This is a genomic window from Desulfovibrio faecalis, assembly GCF_053570625.1.
On record NZ_JBRBQR010000001.1, the window covers coordinates 2,271,559 to 2,292,317 of the forward strand.

16 protein-coding genes are annotated in these 20,759 nt (G+C 55.4%); 11 read left to right on the plus strand and 5 right to left on the minus strand.

All coding sequences use genetic code 11. The features are described from left to right. Positions 1-345: 345 nt before the first annotated feature. The 9 genes from ACUZ79_RS10045 to ACUZ79_RS10085 all read left to right on the plus strand — a co-directional run bounded on the left by ACUZ79_RS10045 (position 346) and on the right by ACUZ79_RS10085 (position 11,474). The gene (locus tag ACUZ79_RS10045; RefSeq protein ID WP_240824271.1) at positions 346-1,071 is read left to right on the plus strand and encodes an MIP/aquaporin family protein; all 726 of its coding nucleotides are present in this window, start codon (positions 346-348) and stop codon (positions 1,069-1,071) included. A gap of 91 nt (positions 1,072-1,162) precedes the next feature. Continuing rightward, the gene (gene glpK, locus ACUZ79_RS10050) at positions 1,163-2,659 is read left to right on the plus strand and encodes a glycerol kinase GlpK (RefSeq protein WP_449251500.1); all 1,497 of its coding nucleotides are present in this window, start codon (positions 1,163-1,165) and stop codon (positions 2,657-2,659) included. A 308-nt stretch (positions 2,660-2,967) separates the two neighbouring features. Further along, a complete protein-coding gene (locus ACUZ79_RS10055) occupies positions 2,968-3,642 on the plus strand; it encodes an HD-GYP domain-containing protein (RefSeq protein WP_449251501.1) in 675 nt (224 codons plus the stop codon). A 397-nt stretch (positions 3,643-4,039) separates the two neighbouring features. Continuing rightward, positions 4,040-5,659, plus strand: coding sequence for a peptide chain release factor 3 (locus ACUZ79_RS10060; protein WP_449251502.1), 1,620 nt, complete (start codon positions 4,040-4,042; stop codon positions 5,657-5,659). Between the two features lie 298 nt (positions 5,660-5,957). Next, the gene (locus tag ACUZ79_RS10065) at positions 5,958-7,091 is read left to right on the plus strand and encodes an SGNH/GDSL hydrolase family protein (RefSeq protein WP_449251503.1); all 1,134 of its coding nucleotides are present in this window, start codon (positions 5,958-5,960) and stop codon (positions 7,089-7,091) included. Continuing rightward, positions 7,091-7,501 (plus strand): SxtJ family membrane protein, encoded by a 411-nt coding sequence (locus ACUZ79_RS10070; RefSeq protein WP_449251504.1) that lies wholly within the window; start codon positions 7,091-7,093, stop codon positions 7,499-7,501. The genes ACUZ79_RS10065 and ACUZ79_RS10070 overlap by 1 nt, the downstream gene beginning before the upstream one ends. A gap of 24 nt (positions 7,502-7,525) precedes the next feature. Beyond that, positions 7,526-7,675, plus strand: a complete 150-nt coding sequence (locus ACUZ79_RS10075) for a DUF5989 family protein (protein ID WP_192111728.1) — start codon at positions 7,526-7,528, stop codon at positions 7,673-7,675. A 48-nt stretch (positions 7,676-7,723) separates the two neighbouring features. Continuing rightward, complete coding sequence (locus tag ACUZ79_RS10080) at positions 7,724-9,583, plus strand: carbamoyltransferase family protein (protein WP_449251505.1); 1,860 nt, start codon at positions 7,724-7,726, stop codon at positions 9,581-9,583. A 727-nt stretch (positions 9,584-10,310) separates the two neighbouring features. Beyond that, positions 10,311-11,474 (plus strand): bacteriohemerythrin, encoded by a 1,164-nt coding sequence (locus ACUZ79_RS10085; protein ID WP_449251506.1) that lies wholly within the window; start codon positions 10,311-10,313, stop codon positions 11,472-11,474. A 69-nt stretch (positions 11,475-11,543) separates the two neighbouring features. Here the strand turns inward: ACUZ79_RS10085 and brnQ are convergent, their stop codons facing one another. Together brnQ and ACUZ79_RS10095 are read right to left on the minus strand one after the other, a co-directional pair. Then, positions 11,544-12,845: a branched-chain amino acid transport system II carrier protein gene (brnQ, locus tag ACUZ79_RS10090; RefSeq protein WP_449251507.1), complete on the minus strand. Its 1,302-nt coding sequence runs from the start codon at positions 12,843-12,845 to the stop codon at positions 11,544-11,546. 281 nt (positions 12,846-13,126) lie between these two features. Further along, positions 13,127-13,555, minus strand: a complete 429-nt coding sequence (locus ACUZ79_RS10095; protein WP_240824262.1) for a TOBE domain-containing protein — start codon at positions 13,553-13,555, stop codon at positions 13,127-13,129. Between the two features lie 455 nt (positions 13,556-14,010). On the opposite strand from ACUZ79_RS10095, the gene ACUZ79_RS10100 reads away from it, so the two are divergent. Together ACUZ79_RS10100 and gdhA are read left to right on the plus strand one after the other, a co-directional pair. Continuing rightward, the gene (locus ACUZ79_RS10100) at positions 14,011-15,384 is read left to right on the plus strand and encodes a dihydrolipoyl dehydrogenase family protein (protein ID WP_449251508.1); all 1,374 of its coding nucleotides are present in this window, start codon (positions 14,011-14,013) and stop codon (positions 15,382-15,384) included. Between the two features lie 214 nt (positions 15,385-15,598). Beyond that, positions 15,599-16,948: an NADP-specific glutamate dehydrogenase gene (gene gdhA / locus ACUZ79_RS10105; RefSeq protein WP_449251509.1), complete on the plus strand. Its 1,350-nt coding sequence runs from the start codon at positions 15,599-15,601 to the stop codon at positions 16,946-16,948. Between the two features lie 160 nt (positions 16,949-17,108). On the opposite strand, the gene ACUZ79_RS10110 is transcribed toward gdhA, so the two are convergent. From ACUZ79_RS10110 to ACUZ79_RS10120, 3 genes are all read right to left on the minus strand, one after another. Further along, positions 17,109-17,672: an N-acetyltransferase family protein gene (locus ACUZ79_RS10110; protein ID WP_449251510.1), complete on the minus strand. Its 564-nt coding sequence runs from the start codon at positions 17,670-17,672 to the stop codon at positions 17,109-17,111. 34 nt (positions 17,673-17,706) lie between these two features. After that, positions 17,707-18,216, minus strand: coding sequence for a nitroreductase family protein (locus ACUZ79_RS10115; protein ID WP_240824258.1), 510 nt, complete (start codon positions 18,214-18,216; stop codon positions 17,707-17,709). A gap of 242 nt (positions 18,217-18,458) precedes the next feature. Next, positions 18,459-20,756 carry an FAD-dependent oxidoreductase gene (locus ACUZ79_RS10120; protein WP_449251511.1) on the minus strand — a complete coding sequence of 766 codons (2,298 nt, stop codon included), beginning with the start codon at positions 20,754-20,756 and terminating at the stop codon, positions 18,459-18,461. Positions 20,757-20,759: the final 3 nt, after the last annotated feature.

Sequence of the window (20,759 nt, forward strand, 5' to 3'; positions counted from 1 at the left end):
ATTTATAATATGGTAATCGGAATAACTCACTTTATGATAATGATAATTTTTATTGTTTGTAACAATTGCAATGTACTTGCAATCTTTTTTCCATCCCATTATATATCAAATATAGGATTAGTATTCCTTACAAACATATAACCAATTGTGATGCTCCGGCTCAATATCTGCATCAGACACGCACGTTTTGTAAAACGACATTCAAATATCATAGAGCCTTCGGCATCCAAGCAGAAAGGAAAATTGCGCCAAGCAGTCCCCCCATTTTTACCAGCAAGCTATTGGAACAGGCGATGGCAAGTCGTAAGACTCGCACTATATCAACAACTTGTGAAGGATATGCCCATGACCAACCTTCTTGGTGAATTTTTTGGAACGATGATACTGATTACCTTTGGTGCTGGCGTTGTTGCCTGCGTTCTGCTTAAAGACTCCAAGGGCAACGGCGGCGGCTGGATTGTTATCACGGCGGGCTGGGCTTTTGGCGTCATGCTCGGCGTGTTTACTTCGGTGGCGCTTGGCGCGCCTCAGGCTGACCTCAACCCCGCAGTAACCCTGGCAAAGACCATGCTTGGCGTTTACGGCGCAAGCCAGGCGTTCGCAACCATGCTGGCGCAGATTGCTGGCGGTTTCACCGGCGCTGCCATTGTCTGGCTTGCCTACCTGCCCCACTGGGCTCCCACTGAAGATCCCGGCCTCAAACTGGCTGTCTTCAGCACCGCGCCTGCCATCCGCAGCTACGGCCAGAACTTTTTGTGCGAAGTTATCGGTACCTTCATGCTGCTTTTTGGCATCTTCGCCATTTTCCACACCAACAATGGCACCCTGCCTTCTGGTTACGGCCCCTACATGGTGGGCATCCTTGTGTGGGCTCTGGGCCTTAGCCTTGGCGGCCCCACCGGTTACGCCATCAACCCCGCCCGTGACCTTGGCCCCCGCATTGCGCATGCGGTGCTGCCCATTGCCGGCAAGGGGTCTTCTGACTGGGCCTATGCCTGGATTCCGGTGTGCGCTCCCATGGTCGGCGCTGTGCTTGCCTATGTTGTGGGCAAGGCCATAGGCCTGCTTTAGACCGTTTTGAGCAACTCCGTGCTGCCTGCGGCGTACAGATTTCCCCTGTGCGCTGCGGCAACAAACACCAACAATGCTTTCGGAGGATTATATGGCTCATAAATACATTCTGTCTCTTGATCAGGGCACAACCAGCTCACGCGCTATTCTTTTTGACCGCGACGCCAACATTGTTCAGGTTGCGCAGCGGGAATTCACCCAAATATTCCCCCAGCCCGGCTGGGTTGAACATAACCCCAATGAAATCTTTGACACGCAGTCGCATGTTGCCAAGGAATGCCTGAAACACGCCAACGTGCAGAGCAACGAACTGGCCGCCGTTGGCATCACCAACCAGCGCGAAACCACGGTTGTGTGGGACAAGGCCACTGGCGCCCCCGTATACAATGCCATTGTGTGGCAAGACCGCCGTACGGCAGGTTTTTGCGACCAGCTGCGCGCTGCGGGCAAGGCTGAGGTCATTCGTGCGAAAACCGGCCTTGTGCTTGATGCCTATTTTTCCGGCACCAAGGTACGCTGGATACTCGACAACGTGCCCGGTGCACGCGCCAAGGCCGAAGCTGGCGAACTGCTTTTCGGCACCATTGATACTTGGCTTATCTGGAACTTCAGCAAGCGCGGCGCGCATGTGACCGACCCTTCCAATGCCAGCCGCACCCTGCTCTTCAACATCCACACCGGCCAGTGGGATGACGAACTGCTTAAAATCATCGGCGTGCCGCGCGCCATGCTGCCTGAAGTGGCACCCTCCTCCAGCGTTATGGCTCAGACCCACCCCGAATTTTTCGGTCAGGCTGTGCCCATTGCGGGCGTGGCTGGCGACCAGCAGGCCGCTACCTACGGCAATGCCTGCATGACCGAAGGCATGGCCAAAAACACCTATGGCACTGGCTGCTTCCTGCTGCTCAACACGGGCACCAAGGCCCGCGAAAGCAAAAACAACATGCTGACCACCGTGGCGTGGGAAACGCCCAAGGGCCGTTATTACGCCCTTGAAGGCAGCGTTTTTGTGGGCGGCGCAGTGGTGCAGTGGTTGCGCGATGGTCTTGGCTTTATCCGCGATTCTTCCGAAATGGAAAGCCTTGCCATCACCGTGCCGGACAACGGCGGCGTGTACCTTGTGCCAGCCTTTGTGGGCATGGGCGCTCCCTACTGGGATCAGTACGCCCGAGGCACCATGGTGGGCATCACGCGCGGCACCAATCGCGGACACATTGCCAGGGCGGCGATTGAATCCATTGCCCTGCAAACCCTCGACATCATGGAGGCCATGCAGAAAGACGCTGGCGTTCCCCTGACCACCCTGCGCGTGGACGGCGGCGCAAGCCGTAACAACATGCTCATGCAGTGCCAGGCCAACCTCACCGGCGTTGTTGTTGAGCGTCCCATGGTTACGGAAACAACCGCGCTTGGCGCGGCCTACCTTGCCGGTCTGGCTGTAGGCTTCTGGGAAAGCGAAGAACAGCTCTGCGCCCAGTGGAAACTTGACCGCCGCTTTGAACCCAACATGCCAGAAGACCGTCGGCAGGAACTGCTGCACCAGTGGCACCGCGCTGTGGAGCGGGCCAGAAGCTGGATTGAAGAATAAACTTGGCCCCGGCTAGAACCGGACGCACAATACAGAATAACAGGGCTGCTCCATTGGGGCGGCCCTGTTTTGCGTACTAATCAGCTTCGCAGGTTATGTTGTTATATACTTATAACATACTATTATTAAATGATATTTATTATAATCATGTGCATTATCTACCTTGCAAATTTTTACGAATGCCGCTAATTTGACATTGAAATTAGATTTCAAAACTGCTAATCCGTGTCCTCATCTGAAAAGTGTTTTCAACCCTGCCCGCACGTCTGAACGTGAACGGCGCATTTCGCCGACCATAAGGATACGTAATGTTGTGTCATTCCCGCCTTAACCTTGCCGAAAGCGCCACCCGCCACGAGAAACTCGTTCCTTGCAGCGCTGCTGTGACAGAAATCATCCACCAACTTGCAGAATCACTCGGCAAAGCCATAGATGCCAAAGATACCTATACCCTCGCCCATTCAGAAGAAGTTGCCATCATCTCGCAGTCTTTGGCCCTTGCAATGGGGCTGGGACACCAGGTTGCCGACATAATCCATGTGGCTGGTCACCTGCATGACCTTGGAAAAATTGGCGTTCCTGACGACATTCTGGCCAAAGCATCCGCTCTTACTCCCAAGGAATGGCTGGCGATCCGCAAGCATCCAGACATGGGGGCCGACATTCTTGCTCCCATAGCCTGCCTGCGGGATTGCGGCATTGTGGATATGGTACGCGCCCACCACGAACGCTTTGACGGCAACGGATACCCGCAGGGACTTAAAAGCGGGCACATTCCGCTGGGCGCACGCATCATCACCGTGGCAGATAGTCTTTCAGCCATGCTGCAATCACGCCCATACCGCCAGGCCAAGAGCTTCGACGAGGCCTGCCGAGAAATCATCAAAGGCACTGGCAGCCAGTTTGACCCGGATGTGGTCAAAGCCTTTATGAGCATCAGGGACAGACTGCGTGACCTTGTTGCCATGCTGCGTGTGGAGTGAACATCCATCAAAATGCGCCAGAAAATCCAGCATGCGGTGTTGTGCGAAGCATCCTTAACGGTTTGTAACCAGCTGGAACTGCGGCTCATGTTGCTTCCGGGCATCTGCAATTCAAGCAGTCACCCCCATGCAAACTGTTTGACTGCCTTAACATAAGTGGTTAAATTGCCGTTTTGGCAAATGCACGGCCCACGCTGTGTTTCGTGAGGTTTTGTCCTCGCGGTGTGTATGCTGATCGTTGCAGCGCAGCGCAAACGCACGGCAGATGCCGTGCTGCTTTTTTGCCAGGCCCGCGCAATCAGCCAGCAATCTTATTATGCGGCAGGCCTTTGCGCCGCTATGCAGCCGGATTCCGACCCACCGGCACACTCCTGACCTCTGAATTCCAGGCAGATTTATGCAAACAAACATATCATCGGCCATGAGTCGCGAAGCGCTCAGACGCCGCACTTTTGGCATTATTTCCCACCCTGACGCAGGCAAGACAACCCTCACGGAAAAGCTGCTGCTGTTTGGTGGAGCCATCCAGATGGCGGGCGCGGTCAAAGCCAAGAAGGCCCAGCGCCATGCCACTTCTGACTGGATGGAAGTTGAACGCGAGCGCGGTATTTCCGTTTCATCCTCGGTGATGAAGTTCACCTACGCCGACCATATCATAAATCTGCTTGATACGCCTGGTCACCAGGACTTTTCAGAAGATACCTACCGCGTGCTCACGGCTGTGGACTCCGCCCTCATGGTCATTGACTCGGTCAAGGGCGTTGAAACGCAGACCCGCAAGCTCATGGAAGTGTGCCGCATGCGCGACACGCCCATTCTGACCTTTATCAACAAGCTTGACCGCGAAGGCCGTGATGCCTTTGACCTCTTGAGCGATATTGAGCAGACCCTGAGCATTCAGGCCGCGCCCATGACCTGGCCCATTGGCATGGGCAAGAGCTTTCAGGGCGTGTATGACATCGAGCGGCAGGCCATCCGCTTTTTTGCGGAGGACGGCAAAAAGACCTCCCGCCCCAAGGAAGCTCTGGTCATCAACGGACTGAACGATCCGCAACTCGTCGAACTGATTGGTGAAGACGCCGCCGAGCAACTGCGCACCGAGATTGACCTGCTGGAAGGCGCGGGCTTTCCTTTTGACAAGGAACTGTACCTCAAGGGCAAGCAGACCCCGGTGTTTTTTGGCAGTGCGGTCAACAATTTCGGCGTTCAGGAACTGCTCGACACTCTTGTGCGTCTTGCCCCCGGCCCCATCCCCCGCGTGGCGGAATGCGCCACGGGCGAACGCGTGGTCAATCCGCTTGAAGAAGATTTTTCCGGCGTTGTTTTCAAGATTCAGGCAAACATGGACCCCGCCCACCGTGACAGAATTGCCTTTATGCGCATATGTTCCGGCAGGTTTGAGCGCGGCATGAAGGTCAAGCACCACCGCATCGGCAAAGAGGTGCAGCTTTCGCGGGCAATCACCTTTATGGCGCAAGACCGTGAAGGCGTTGAAGATGCCTGGCCCGGCGACATTATCGGTTTGCATAACCACGGTACCTTGAAAATCGGCGACACGCTCACAACTTCAGAGGTGCTCAAGTTTACGGGTATTCCCAACTTCTCGCCCGAGCATTTTCGCCGCGTGCAGCTGGCAGACCCCCTGCGCTCCAAGCAGCTTGCCAAAGGCCTGAAACAGCTTGCGGAAGAAGGGGCCATCCAGGTTTTTCGCCCGATCACAGACAGCTCGCACATTCTTGGCGCAGTGGGTGTGCTGCAGTTTGACGTTATCATTGCCCGGCTCAAGGCCGAATACGGCGTTATTGCCGTGTACGAGCCCTGCCCCATTTCTGCCGCGCGCTGGATAACCTCCAATGACAGGGCGGCGCTGGAGTCCTTTAAATCCGACCAGCAGTCAAACCTCGCCTACGACGGCGACGACTGCCTTGCCATCCTTTCCAGCAGCGAATGGCGGCTCTCAAGGGTTATTGAAGAATGGCCGCAGATAACATTCCACACCACACGTGAAATCAGATAGCCGGGCAAAAACTTCATCTGTTCGCATCTGCATAAAATTAAATAGCCGCACAAAATCCTGCAAAAACAGTTTTTTGTGCGGCTATTTTCAATTCTGATTACATAGTGAGGTGCCGCAGGCCGCGCCATACGGGGATATAGAGTTTCTCCCCCCACAAACCCATGCTTGAAAAGTTGGCAAAGCAGGCATATATGCTCTACTTGATTATGTTCGCGCTTTGCCCTTTTTGTTCAGGTGCCGCCTTCGGTGAGGAAGCCAACACGCCTGAACCCCGAAACTTTCTTTCAACCACTTCTTTATGCTAAAAAGATTCCTGATTTTTCTGTTTATGCTGGTAGCCATGCTTGAGGTGGCATCCTATTTTTACATCAAGTATATAAACACAAATATTCAGATGCCGTCTTACAGTCTGGTGAACGTTAACAGCAAGTTCTGGACGTTCAGCGACGAGCATTTTGGCGTATGGCACCACCCTTCTTCCACATATTTTCACAAAAAGCCCTGCTTTACGGCCCAGTATGCTTCCAACGCCTTTGGCATGCGCGACAAGGAGCGCACCAAGGATGCAGACCAGCCGCGCGTGGTTATACTGGGCGATTCTTTTATTGAAGGATGGGGCAACAGCTCGGAAGACAGGCTCTCCAACCTGCTTGAGGCGTCGACCGGCAAGGAAATGCTCAATTTTGGCACTTCCGGCGGTTTTGGTACCATTCAGGAATGGCTGCAATACAAGCATCTGGTTAAACAGTTCAAGCATGATGTTGTTCTGTTGGGCATTCTGCCCCGCAATGATTTTGAAGATAACAGCCTGGATTTCTACTACACTCAGGACACGGACGATTACCGCCCATATCTGGTTGGCGATTATCCTGATTACAAGCTGTTTTACCCGGTTAAAAAACTGCCCCAGCCGACTAAGGTTCAGGCCTTGGCCAAAAGCTTTAAGCTCACCCTGCTGGAATGGAGCTGCCTGTACCGGGTTGCTATTTATCTGAATGATTTCAAAATCGAAAACATGAAGCTTGTCCCCCGCTGGACACCTGAAAATATAGGTGATCCTTCGGGCGGATCCATGTACTATTCCGTGCCCGAGAACGAATGGAACATCATGCGCTATTCCATTGAACAGCTTGTGGCCGAAGCGGGAAACCGCAAGGTTATTCTGTTCACCATCCCTGCCTATCAGGATTTTGAGCACTATGACGGCAAGGAACCGCCCCTTGCCCGCAAGCTGCGCGAACTGGCCGGGCGCACCGGCGCGACCTATGTGGACTTGATGCCTGCCATGCTTGCACGCGGCGTCAAATACCCCGACCTGTATTTCAGTTGCGACAAGCACTGGAACGCCTTTGGCAACGCTGTTGCCGCAGACATTCTTGAGCCATACGTGCGCGCCGCCCTGCAATCATCCCCCGCTGCAAGAGGAAACTGATGCAAAACCGCAAACTACATTTCGGCTTTTTACCTGCTGCCGTGAGCAACAAGGAATGCGCCGATACCGCTATGGCCATGACATTGATATGTCTGTTGGCCGTCATGTTTACCAAGTCGCTCACCCTGCTGCCCCTTGCTCTGGGGCTGCTGCTGGCGGGCATGATCTGGCCCCGCATGTATTCGCCCGTGGCAAAGCTCTGGCTGGGGCTTTCCCTGCTGCTTGGCTCCGTCATGTCGCGTCTGCTGTTGAGCGTCATATTTTTTATTGTTGTGACCCCGCTGGCGCTTGTCATGCGCCTTTTCGGCCATGACCCCATGCGTCGCAAAGGTTGGAAAAAGAGCTCGGATTCCACCTTTGTCTCGCGCGATCACACCTTTGAAACAAAAGATCTGGAACATCCTTTTTAGGATTTGTTCCTTCAGGAGATATCAATGGATTTTCTTAAAGACTTGCTGCAATTTTTTATGCAGCGCAAAAAATTCTGGCTGCTTCCCCTTGTGCTCGTTCTGCTGCTGTTTGGCGTGCTTGTGGTGATGACCAGCGGCTCGGCCATAGCGCCCTTTATTTACTCTGTTTTTTAACAGTATCGGGTCAGGCGCACCCAGCGCCAACGACATATGGGAGCCTTCATGCCCAGAGCCATTCTTGGCATTTCTGCCTATTACCACGACTCCGCAGCCGTGCTGCTGGTGGACGGCAAAATTGTGGCAGCCGCTCACGAAGAGCGCTTTTCACGTATCAAGCACGATTCCGGATTTCCCAGTCACGCTGCGGCCTACGTGCTGCGCGAGGGCGGTCTGAATATTGCCGATCTGGAGGCTGTGGCCTTTTACGACAAGCCCTACCTCAAGTTCGAGCGCCTGCTTGAAACCTACAACGGCTTTGCCCCGGCTGGCCTGCGCAGCTTTCTTTCCGCCATTCCCGTCTGGATCAAGGAAAAGCTGTTCATGCGCTCCATGCTGCGCGAGGCCATAGCCAAGCTCGGCCCCGGCTCGCCCAAGATGCTTTTTCCAGAGCACCACCTTTCGCACGCTGCCAGCGCCTTTTATCCTTCGCCCTTTGACAGGGCCGCCATCCTGACCATTGATGGCGTTGGCGAATGGGCGACCACCACCATTGGCCTTGGCGAAAACGCCAGTATTCGCATTCTCAAAGAGCAGCAGTTTCCCCACTCGCTGGGTCTGCTCTACACGGCTTTTACCGCGTACTGCGGCTTCAAGGTCAATTCGGGCGAATACAAGCTCATGGGGCTTGCGCCGTACGGCGATGGCGACATGGAGCTTGTGGGCAGGCTCAAAAAAGCCATCTGCGACAGCTTGGTGGATATTCGCGAAGACGGCTCCCTGCTGCTGAACATGGAATACTTTGACTATGCCACCGGCCTGCGCATGTACAAGCGCGACAAGTGGGAAAAGCTGCTGGGTATTCCTCCTCGCGATGCGGAGAGCGAAATCGGTCAGGAGTATATGGCCCTGGCGCTGGCTATCCAGCAGGTGACGGAAGACATCGTGCTCAAGCTGGCCCGCACAGCCCGCGCGCTGACCGGCTGCGACAATCTTGTCATGGCGGGCGGCGTGGCCCTGAACTGCGTTGCCAACGGTCTGCTGATACGCAGCGGCATTTTCAAGAATGTATGGATCCAGCCCGCCTCCGGCGACTCTGGCGGCGCGCTTGGGGCTGCACAGGCTGCCTGGCACATCTGGGGCGGCAACGAGCGCCCATCCCCCAACGGTATTGATGCAATGCAAGGCTCCTACCTTGGGCCGGAGTTTTCGCGCAACGACGTTCTGCGGGTCGCGCGCCGTTTTGACGCGCCCTATACCGAATACACCAACATTGAAGAACTGTATTCCACGGTGGCCCAGCACCTAGCGGACGGCGCTGTGGTCGGCTGGTTTCAGGGCCGCATGGAATATGGCCCCCGTGCTCTGGGCGACAGGTCGATTCTGGGTGACCCCAGAAGACCTGAAATGCAAAAAAAGCTGAACCTCAAGATCAAGTTTCGCGAGGGGTTCCGCCCCTTTGCGCCCTCTGTGCTTGAAGAATACTGCGCCGAATGGTTTGATCTTGACGCCAAGTCGCCCTACATGCTTGTGTGCGCCCCAGTGGCGCAGAAGCACCGCACGGCGCTGCCGGAAAACGTGCGTGAGCTGCCGCTCTACGACAGGCTGTATCTGCAACGCTCTTCTGTCCCGGCCATCACGCATGTGGACTGGTCTGCCCGCATCCAGAGCGTTTCGCGCAGCACCAATCCCCGTTACTGGGGGCTGATAGACACGTTCCGGCGGGAACAGGGCTGCCCCATGGTCGTTAACACCAGCTTTAACGTGCGCGGCGAACCTATTGTCTGCACTCCCATGGATGCCTATACCTGCTTTATGCGTACAGAGATGGACTTTCTTGTGCTTGGCGACATGATTTTTGACAAGCGCAATCAGCCAGAGTGGCAGGAAAATGTAGACTTCAAGTCCATTTTCACCCTCGATTGACGTGCTGCTGCATTGCAAAAAAGCATAAACTACGAGCGGAACTCCTAGATGGAGTTCCGCTCGTAGTTTATGCGCTGCAAATGGTGCGCGGCCAGCATCGCCTTGGCATGTCCACAAGTATTAATAAATGCTATTAATAACTGCTCATGTAAACTGGTAATCTTGTTGCCGTTTTAGAAAATATTATATAATTTGACTGTTGATATATTTTTATTACTATAATGTACTAGACCCTTACCACATCACTTGAACGTGAGATGATAAATTTGGAGCTAAAGTGGAATTTCATATTCCAACAATGTTCGTGATGCTGGTCGCCGGTTGTATTACGCTTGCGGCATCTGCGCTTGCGGCTTCTGAACGTCATGCAGGCGATGGTTTACGCGAATGGGGTTTGGCGCTCTGCATTCACGCCACAAGCTATATTCTCTTTGCCATGCGCGGAAATATTCCAGACTTTTTCTCTGTGGTGGTCGCAAATACTCTTTTTTCTCTTTCATATGCAATTTTTTACTATGCTGTTCATATTTTTCTTGGCATACACCCGCGCAGCCGTTTTCTGTTTTGGGGGCCACCCCTGGTTACAACGATTGGCGTGCTCGTTTTCTTTGATTCTGTCATCTTTCGCGTTCTGATGATCAATGCCTTGCTGGCATTTCAGGGTTTTCTCGTGCAAAAGGCACTGCTAAGCTACAGGTTTGATTTTTCTGTGCGCGGGCGGAACCTGATGGTATTTGGCATTGGGTTATCAATTATTGCGCTTGCATGGAAGTTTTGCACAGCCATTATTGCCCCAGACCAGATAATGAGCATTTTTCTGAACACACCGGTTCAGGTAACACTCTACCTTGTCACATTTATTTCCTTGATCATGGTATCAACTGGCTTTGCGCTCATGGCAAAGGAGCGTTCGGATGCGGCCATGCGCAAGGCTGCCCTGCTGGACAGACTGACCGGCTGCTGGAACCGTGTACGCATTGAAGAAATATTGCAGCAGGAAATGGCGCGCATGCACCGCTATGGGCATCCGGTTACGTTGTTGATGCTGGATCTGGACAACTTCAAGCGCATCAATGACCAGTTCGGGCACCTTGCCGGCGATGAAGTGCTGCGAGGTTTTGGCAGATTGCTGCGCACAGACATACGCGCAACTGACGTGCCTGGACGGTGGGGTGGGGAAGAATTTGTTGTGGTTTTACCTTCATCAACTTTTTTTGACGCCGTAACCCTGGCGGAGCACATCCGCCATCACCTTGAAAAACTACATTTTTCTTTTGATGCAAGGGTTACAGTAAGTATTGGCGTGGCTGCCTGCCGGGCAACCGACACTGTGGACGAATGGATGCAACGCGCAGATCTGGCCCTGTACAGAGCTAAACTTGCCGGGCGCAATCAGGTCAGGGTGGAGGATCTGGACGGCAGCATCAGCAATTTTATTTGCAGCCCTTCAAGCGCATTGCGCCTTCAGTGGAGCGAAACTTACGAATGCGGGCATGAGGAAATTGATCAGCAGCACCGCAATCTGTTTGCGACAGTCAACAACCTGCTGCAACTGGATAGCTCCGGTGCTGACAAAAAAGCAATCGGCACTGCTGTTGAAAGCCTGCTGGCAGACACAGTAGAGCATTTTCAGTTTGAGGAGCACATCCTGAATCAGATCGAATACCCGGATGCACCCGCGCACATACAGGCCCACCAGCGCCTGCTGGACAGAGCCAACATTCTGCTGGCGCAGTTCCAGCGCGATGGCGCAGACCTCGCGGCCTTGCTGCACTTTATGATTTACGAGCTGACAGCCCAGCACATCATGATTGACGACAGATGCTTTGGCAAAATCGACACAGCAGCCCATGGAGCGCCGGCTCCGTCGCATTCTGCCGATCATGGCTAACCAGCACAGATCTTGTTTCTGCAAAAAATATGCGCGGCGCAAAGCGCCAGTCAGCAATAGCTCCTGAAACTACGCCCTGCCCCTGTCCTGACGCACAAAAAAGCCCGCAATGCCAAAAATCAGGGAGGGCAATATCCAGCCAAGCCCCACCGATTCAAAAGGCAGCAAGGCTGTCAGTTTGATGGGCAGCCCAAAATCTTCAAGCACGCTCAGGCCGCTGCTCAGCAAAGCGCCTACGGTGGCAAAACGGAAGATGTTGTCATTCTTGATGAACTTGTCAAACAGTGAAAGCACGATAACAGCAAGAGTGCCGGGGTACAGAAAAATCAGTACCGGGGCCGCAAGGGAAATGATGCTGTCGAGCCCCACGTTGGAGATCACCATGCTGAACAGGCCGGTGGTAACGGCCACAGCCCGGTAACTGAAGCGCCCCTTGCTGAACTGCGAAATAAAGGTGCCCGTGGTGCCGATCAGCCCCACAGCCGTTGCCATGCACGAAACAGTCATGATCACAGCCAGCAGCACATTGCTGGCACGGCCAAAAAGCCCGCCCACAAGGCCGGATACCAGCGCGCCTTTTTCCGTATCAGCAGGATACAGGCCGGAGCCTGTCGCGCCAAGGTAGCACAGCCCGCCATAGATTATGAACAGCAGCACTCCTGCCACAAGGCTCGACAAGCCAACAGAGAGCGCCTTCTGGCTGCCGGATGTATAGCCCTTGCCCTTAAGCGCATTCACAATGATATATCCGAACACCAGCGAGGCCATGACATCAAGCGTCTGGTATCCGGCGAGGATGCTGTTCCAGGCGACCCTCGCATCGCGCACGTTGGGATTGATTTCTCCCAGCGGCCACACAACGGCGGCGCACACAATCAGGAAAAAACCGCCGATCTTGATGGGCGAAAGGTAACGGGCGATGGCGTCAACCATATTGGATTCGCGGTATGCCAGCAAGGTCGAAATACCAAAAAAAGCAGCAGAATAAAGCACTTTTGCAAGGCTGAACCCCTTGGAAGAGTAGCCAAGCGGCGCAAAAGAAATGGCAAAGGCGGTGGCCCCGGTACGTGGAATAGCCAGCAACGGCCCAATACACAGAATGATTGCCAGCATCATGAGCATGGCAGGAGTTCCGCCAAGCCTGTGGAAAAGCCCTTCCTTTCTGTCAATGCAAGAAGAAGCCAGCAAGGCGTATATGGTCAACAGGGCAAGGCCCACATCTGCCGCGTAATAGCACAAAAAACCCGTGAACCACTGCGTTCCTGCCGTCAGGCCGATGTAAGGGGGAAACACAACGTTTCCCGCGCCAAAAAACATGGCGAACAAGGCCGCCCCAACCACAAAGGAATCGCGCACGAGTTTTTTGTTCATAAAATTCCAGTAGTACGAGTATTACGGGGGCCTGTCCTCTGCCATGGCACGGCGCAAGCCACCCGCGCCGCCTCAAATATCAGAAGGCGAGGCCGCAGGCTATATGGTCAGGTCATATTTTTTTGGCTCAGGCGCGGCAATAGTTCAAAAATAATAACCTTTCAGCACGTTATATACGCAGGCCAGAGCAAAAATTCGGCTCTGCCGTTTATTGCAAACAGCAGAGCCGCTACAGATCAAGGCCTGTAAAAATGGCCCTAACCTAAACTTGATGAATCGATCTATTTGGCTACAGCAAGAATAACCTGCGAGGCCTTAACAATGGCGGTAACCTTTTTGCCGGGTTCCAGGCCAAGGTTCTTGATGCTGCCCATGGTCACAATGGAGGCGATGGAAGCGCCGCCGGGCAGTTCAACAATAACCTCGGCATTGACCGCGCCGGGGGTGACCTTGCTCACAGTACCGGCAAACTGGTTGCGGGTAGAGAGCAGGTAGTTTTCTGCATCGTTCATCAGCAGCACAAAGCTGGCCTTGATGAGAGCCATTGCGCTGGCGCCGGGCTTAAGACCAAGATTCTTGGTGCTCACCTTGGTAATGGAAGCAACGATGTTGATGCCGCCTTCAACGGACAATTCTACTTCATCGTTGACTGCGCCAGAATTAACGGCAACAACTTTACCACAAAAAACGTTTCTTGCGCTGGTTTCCATATGGTTCTCCTTCAGTTTGCGGAGTGACTGGAATATTCGGGGGGAGGACAACCTCCGCTTTGTATGGAGCAAGACTACAGGTTTCGCAGTAAAATAGCCAACCACTCGCAGCGTTACACAGATAAATATTAATATGCTGTTATTTCATGCAATTAAATCATCCCGTTTTTTATTAAATGCGTGATTATAAAAATTATTTTTAAGATGTTCCGGCAAAAGCACAACGCCACCTCGATACACAGAACATGCAGTCTATCGCCGCCGCCAGAGCGCGCATGGTGACAATATGCTCAAGACACCGTACTATGCTCAGCCACAAGCCGAGTTCTACTGCGCCTGGCGCGGAGCCAGCGGCCTTTCCCTACAACAGCAGCCTTCAGTGGGGCCATGACAGCCACGCCGTGATTAACCGTGCGTGTGAGCACATGCCCAACTGCCAATATCTGGAGAAAATCATGAATACGTTTGATGTTGTCATTATCGGCGGCGGGCCTGGCGGAGCCAAGGCGGCAGGCATACTTGCCCGTGGCGGAAAATCTGTTGCGCTGATTGAAAGCACCCATATGGGCGGCGTATGCCTTAACTGCGGCTGCATCCCTACCAAGCTGCTGCTGGGCGCAACCGCTCCCAAGGGATTGCTGCGTGGTCTTGAGCGCCAACGCGTTGCCAAGGGCAGCATTGAGGTGGACTACGATGCGCTGCAAAAACGCATTCAGCGTTTTGTCAAAGCCTCGTCCCAGACCCTGAGCAAGGGCCTGGAGCAGCTTGGCGTAACGCTTATTGAAGGCCGCGCCGCTTGCGCCAGCCCCTCGGAAGTTGTGGTGACAGCCGCAGACGGCACCGTGCAGAATCTGCGAGCAGAGCACATCATCCTTGCTGGCGGTTCCCGCTCCGCCGCATTCCCCGGCATGACGCCCGACCATGATGCCGTTCTGGACAGCACAGACATGTTGTGCGTGCCTGCTGTGCCGGAAAACCTGATTGTTGTGGGCGCGGGGGCCATCGGCCTTGAAATGGCCGACTTTTTCAACGCCATGGGCAGCAAGGTCACTATAGTGGAAGCCGCACCCCACCTTGCGCCCACTGAAGATGCCGATCTTGGTCAGGAAATGGCAAAGCTCCTTGGCAAAACCGGCATAACCTGCATCACGGGCGTTAAGGCTGCATCGCTCACAACGCGTGAGGGCGCTGCTGTGCTTGTGCTTGAGGACGGCAGAGAACTGACCGCCTCCAAGGCCCTTGTGGCTGTGGGCAGAACGCCCAACACCGATGATCTTGGAGCGGAAAAAGCCGGATGCACGCTTAAGTCGCGCGGATTCATCGCAGTTGATGAGCATCTGATGGCTGCCCCCAATGTTTACGCCATTGGCGACATCAACGGGCAAACCCTGCTGGCGCACGCTGCGGAGCATCAGGGCGCGTATGTGGCGCGGCGCATTGTTGGCGCGCAAAGCGGCCCTTACGCTTCCGGGCCGGTGCCTTCCTGCGTTTACGGCAGCCTGGAAATCATGCGTGTGGGCCTTACCGCCAGGCAGGCTTTGGCCCAGAGCGGCCCGGTGGCTGTTTCCAGGGCGCAACTCATGGGCAATGCCATTGCTCAGGCCGGGGGCGATGCGTCGGGCTTTATCAAGATTGTGTGGCAGAACGGCTGCATTGTGGGCATTGCGGCTCTGGGGCACGGGGTTTCGCACCTTGTCACAGCGGCGCAGTTGCTGCTCATAGGGCAATACCACGGCTCTGCGCTCGATGCCTTCATGTTTGCGCACCCGACACTGGACGAAGCGTTGCACGCTGCCCTGGAAGCGACACCAGAACCTTTTGCTGGCTGATCCAGAAATTTCCGCTTTTCCGGCCATTCAGCCCCGGTCAGCTTGTTAGCCGACCGGGGCTTTTTGTCGCAAGTGCCATATCCCCCATATCGGATTACGTATTTTTTTAAATTCTTGTCAAACTGCATCATCTTGTCTAAAAAAAACCTGCTTGAATCAATGTTATGCGGAAGTTTTTTCATGCAATCCTTATCCCCCCTATCAGGAGAGCAACATGCCTTATGTTGAGCGAGTGTTAAATAACCTTAAAGAAACCTATCCCCATGAACCTGTTTTTTTGCAGGCAGTGCAAGAGGTGTTGCAAAGTCTGCAACCCATCCTGGACAAGCAAACTGAATACGCAAAAATGAAAATCCTTGAGCGGATTGTGGAGCCGGAACGTTGCGTCTCCTTCCGCGTGCAATGGATGGACGATGCAGGGCAGGTTCAGGTCAACCGGGGGTATCGGGTTCAGTACAACTCGGCTCTCGGCCCGTTCAAGGGCGGCCTGCGCTTTCACCCCAGCGTGAATCAGGGCGTGCTGAAATTTCTTGGTTTTGAGCAGATTTTCAAAAACTCGCTCTCGGGCCTTGCCATCGGCGGCGCCAAGGGCGGCTCTGATTTCAACCCCAAGGGTAAATCCAAGACGGAGATCATGCGCTTCTGCCAGGCATTCATGACGGAACTCTGGACGCATATTGGCGCAACCGTTGACGTGCCTGCTGGCGATATTGGCGTGGGAAGTCAGGAAATCAGCTTTCTTTTTGGGCAGTACAAGCGCCTGACCCGGCGCTACGAAGGCGTACTCACCGGCAAAAACCTGCTCTTTGGCGGTTCGCTGGCGCGGCCTGAAGCCACCGGCTACGGCGCTGTGTATTTTGCCCAGGCCATGCTCGATGCGCGCGGCCAAAGCCTTGAAGGTAAGGTCTGCACGGTTTCCGGCGCGGGCAACGTAGCTATCCATTGCTGCCAGAAGCTTATTCAGGTGGGCGCAAAGCCCGTGACCGTTTCCGACTCGCGCGGCATGATCTATGACCCTGAGGGCATCAGGCTGGACGTGCTCAAGCAGGTGAAAGAAATTGAGCGCGGCCCCCTCACCCGCTATGCGGAGCTGGTTTCTTCCGCCAAGTACGCACCTGTGGCGTCCTATCCCGCCGGGCGCAATGCCGTGTGGAACGTGCCCTGCTTTGCGGCTTTTCCCTGCGCGACGCAGAACGAACTGAACCTCGCGGACGCGGAAACCCTGCTTGCCAACGGCTGCGGTTGCGTGGCGGAAGGTGCAAACATGCCCTCTACGCTTGACGCAGTGCATGCCTTTATTTCTTCCGGCATCGCCTACGGCCCCGCCAAGGCAGCCAATGCTGGCGGCGTGTCTGTCAGCCAGCTTGAAATGGCGCAGAATGCCAGCATGCAGCGCTGGACGTTTGAAGCGGTGGACAACCAGCTCAAGCACATCATGTATGACATTCACCAGCGTGCCGCCGCCACTGCCGCAGAATTCGGCCACAAGGGCAACCTTGTGATGGGCGCTAACATTGCGGGCTTCCGCAAGGTTGCTGACGCCATGATCGCCTTGGGCGTGTAACACTACGGTTGGCAGTCATGCCTAAGCGTGCCTGCCCGCAAGAATAACAAAAAGCCTGCTGCGTGGCGGAATATTCCTGAGAAGGACACATTCCGTACCGCAACAGGCTTTTTTGTAATACGCTATGCTGCCTCAATTTTTTGACGCAGCAGCCCCGCGATTACAGAGCCTTGGCGGTGTCGCCGAGACCCAGTGGCCGCTGCATCAGCACAACATCCACCCATTGGCCGAGCTTGTAGCCCGCAGACTGGAGCACTCCCTTGTGCCTGAAGCCATGCGCCGCATGCAGGGCAATGGAACCAGCGTTGCCGCTGTGGCCGATAACAGCCACCATCTGCCGCCAGGGACCGCGCTCGCACCGCGCAATGAGCGCTTGCAGCAGCGCATGCCCAAGCCCTTGCCCCATTGCCTGTTGGGCAACATAGATGGAATCTTCCAGACAGAATCTGAAAGCAGACCGCGTGCCGTACAGCCCGGCGTAACAATAGCCCACAACAGTATTGTCCTGCCGGGCCACCAGATAGGGCAAACCAAGAGCAAGCACGGCCTGACGGCGGCGCTCCATTTCTTCCGCAGCGGGTGGCAGTTCTTCAAATGTTGCCAGCCCGTGCAGCACATGCCAGGCGTAAATGCCCTGCACTGCCGCCATATCACCCGGTTGCGCGTCATCCACAACAATGTGCGGCGCACAGCCCGCGCCGGAGCGCAAAGGTTGTGAATCCATGAGTTCAGGCCTCGATGTTGCGGAGTAAGGCTGTTTACCAGCCGTTCAGGTGAACCTTGCTTTCGTTGAATCTGTCCGCCTCGGCAAAGGGTTGCGCAGGGTGCCCCATGACCACAAGACCGAGCATGTTGATCTGGGCCGGAACATTGAGCAGTTCGCGGATGGGTTCAACACGGTCTTCGAAGGGGTACATGCCGCACCACACGGTGCCAAGGTTCAGGCCGCGCGCGGCAATGAGCATGTTTTCCAGAGCGGCCGTGCAATCCTGCTGCCAGTAGCCGGGGGCTTTGGCTTCTTCCGGATTGGCGCAAACCACAATCACCACAGGCGCTTCAGCGGCCATCTTAGCATAGGGGTGCCGCTCGGCAATGGAGGCCAGCAGGGCTTTGTCGCGCACAACCACAAAGTGCCAGGGCTGCTTGTTGTGTGCGCTGGGCGCGCACATGGCGGCCTTGAGTACGAGCTGCAAGTCTTCATCACTCACAGGCTCAGCCGTGAATTTACGTATGCTGCGGCGGGTAAACAGCGCTTCAAAAACATCCATTGAAATTCTCCTGAAAATGCTGGCAGTGAAACCGCATACTGCTATTGCGCGCAAAGCACGGCGAATGCAGCGCGGACTGAATACAGATAAACTGTGCCTTCTGCCAGTATGCAATAATTTTGCTTTAAGCAAAAGTGCAGGATGCCGGGCATCCGAGCGCAGAAAAGCCCCCTCTCTTGCCCGTGTTGCGGGAGAAAGGGGGCTTTGCGTTCATTCTGGGCAGGCAAAAGCCCGCCAGAGGCCTAGCTCATGTCCCAGTTGGGATACATGGTCCAGATGCCGCAGGGGCAGATGCCGGAGCAGATGCCGCAACCGATGCAACGGGTAGGATCAGAAACGTATTCAAATCCGCCGCCAGCGGTTTCCTTGCGGTCAATGGCCTTTTCCGGGCAGGATTTAAGGCACATTTTGCAGTCGCGGCAGGTGCCGCAGCTCACGCAACGGGAGAATTCATCCTGCGGCGTGGGCAGCTCACGGTCATGACACTTGGCAAAATAGGCCGTATGCAGACGCGTGGAAGGCACGAGCTTTTTCTTTTCCGGCGTGTAAGTTTCGCCGCGCACAAAGGCATCTGCGGCAAAGGCGGCATCGCGGCCCGTGCCGATGGCATGCACCAGCAGGCCGGGCTTGATAACGTCGCCCACTGCAAAAACGCCATCCATGATGCTGAGGTCGGGCTTGGGCACGATCCATTCGCGGAACTTTTCCAAACCTTCCGGCAGGAAGGAGAGGTCGGGCGATTCGCCAATGGTGATAATGACCATCTTGCCGGGAATGAGCGTTCCTTCCTGGCTGATGATGCCGTTATCAGTGACTTCCTTGGTCTGCACGGGCCACACAAGCTTGCCGCCCAGCCCTTCGACATGCTCAATTTCGTGAGCAAAGGCGGCGGGCTTCTGCACGTCGATGCAGGTCACCTGTTTGGCGCCCATGGCGTATGCGCCCACAGCGGCGTCCATACCAGCGTTGCCGCAACCGATAACAATCACGCTGTCGGGCACGGCGGGCTTTTCGCCCTTGTTGATGGCTTTCAGAAAGTCGATGCCAGCCACGATCTTTTCGTGACCGGGCCAGGGGAAGATGCGCGGCACATGCCCGCCGGTGGCGACCACCAGAGCAGAGTGCTTTTTGCGCAGTTCCTCGAACTTTTTGGCGTCAACAGGGCAATTGTTCACAAAGGCCACGCCCATGTCCTCAATACGCTTGAGTTCCTTGCGCAGCAGGTCATGGTTCAGACGTGCACGGGGAATCACCTGCTCAAGCTTGCCGCCCATGACGGAGTCGGCTTCGTACACGGTGACGTCGTGTCCCAGACGGGCGAGCTGCCAGGCAGCCGTGAGGCCGCCAACACCGCCGCCGATCACGCCAATGTGTTTGCCGGTGCGGTTTTTGGGCTTATCAACCGTGATATCCGCAGAACAGGAACCGAGCTTGCCGATCTGCACGGGGCTGTCCAGATCAGTGCGCGTGCAGCTCTGCATGCAGGGGTTGGGGCACACGCTGCCGCAGACGGAACCGGGGAACGGCGTGTAATCCAGCACCATGCGGTAGGCTTCTTCCACATTACCTTCACGCAGAAGGTTAAGTCTGCGCTGGGTGGGGATGGACGCCGGGCAGTTGAATTCGCAAGGGGCGGCATACTCGGCGTTTTGCCACATGGGCACACGCAGGCGGTAATCACCGCGCGCCACCAGCCCGTTGACCATAAAGTCATCGGGGGCCACGTCGCTGAAAATGCCGCTGGGTATCCATTCCTTGCTGCGGAACTGCCCAAGGCTCAAGACTTCCTTCTGACCGCGCTCCTCAAACGGCAGCGGCGTGATCTTCTGCCACTGGCTCCAGTCGCACAGTTCGCTGCGCAGGCTGGGCTGGTCAATGGCCATCAGAAAATCGTCAAGACCAGCATCAAGCCAGGCGATGTCTTCATCGTCCAGGGGGTTGAGGCGCACGTCCTTGGGCAGCTGTCCAACAGGCCCACGGAAGTAAACAGCACCGCCAACCATGCCGACGCAGGAGCGTTCGCCCATAACCGAGGCAATGCCCTGGCTGTCATGGCCGCACACAACGGCCTTGCCGCCGCCCATGAATTCAAAAGAGAAGCTGCCCACGCTCTTGAGCACCCAGAGTTCCGGGGCTTCATACAGGGGGTCGTGCTTCATGAGTGAGCCAGAGCGGGTACCCGCGCGGCCACCAATGTAAACAGTACCGGCTGCCGCGCAATGGGCCGCAGTGTCGCCCGCGTCGCCGCGCACCACAATACGCCCGCCCGCGTTCAACCAGCCTACGTCCGCCGAAGCGGAGCCTTCAACCAGAATCTCGGTGTTGGGCAGGCACATGGAGCCTACCCGCTGACCGGGGTTGCTGACCTTGAAGGTCAGCTTTTTTCCTTCCTTGTTCCACAGGGGGCCGCCGATATCGTGCTGGCCCGAGGCCTCAATATAAAAGTCAGTCTCACCCTTCTCTACCGCCGCCTCAATGGCCAGCAGCAAATCCTGGGTGGACATGCGCTTGTGTTCGTCTACCGTGCTAACGCGCAGCATGTT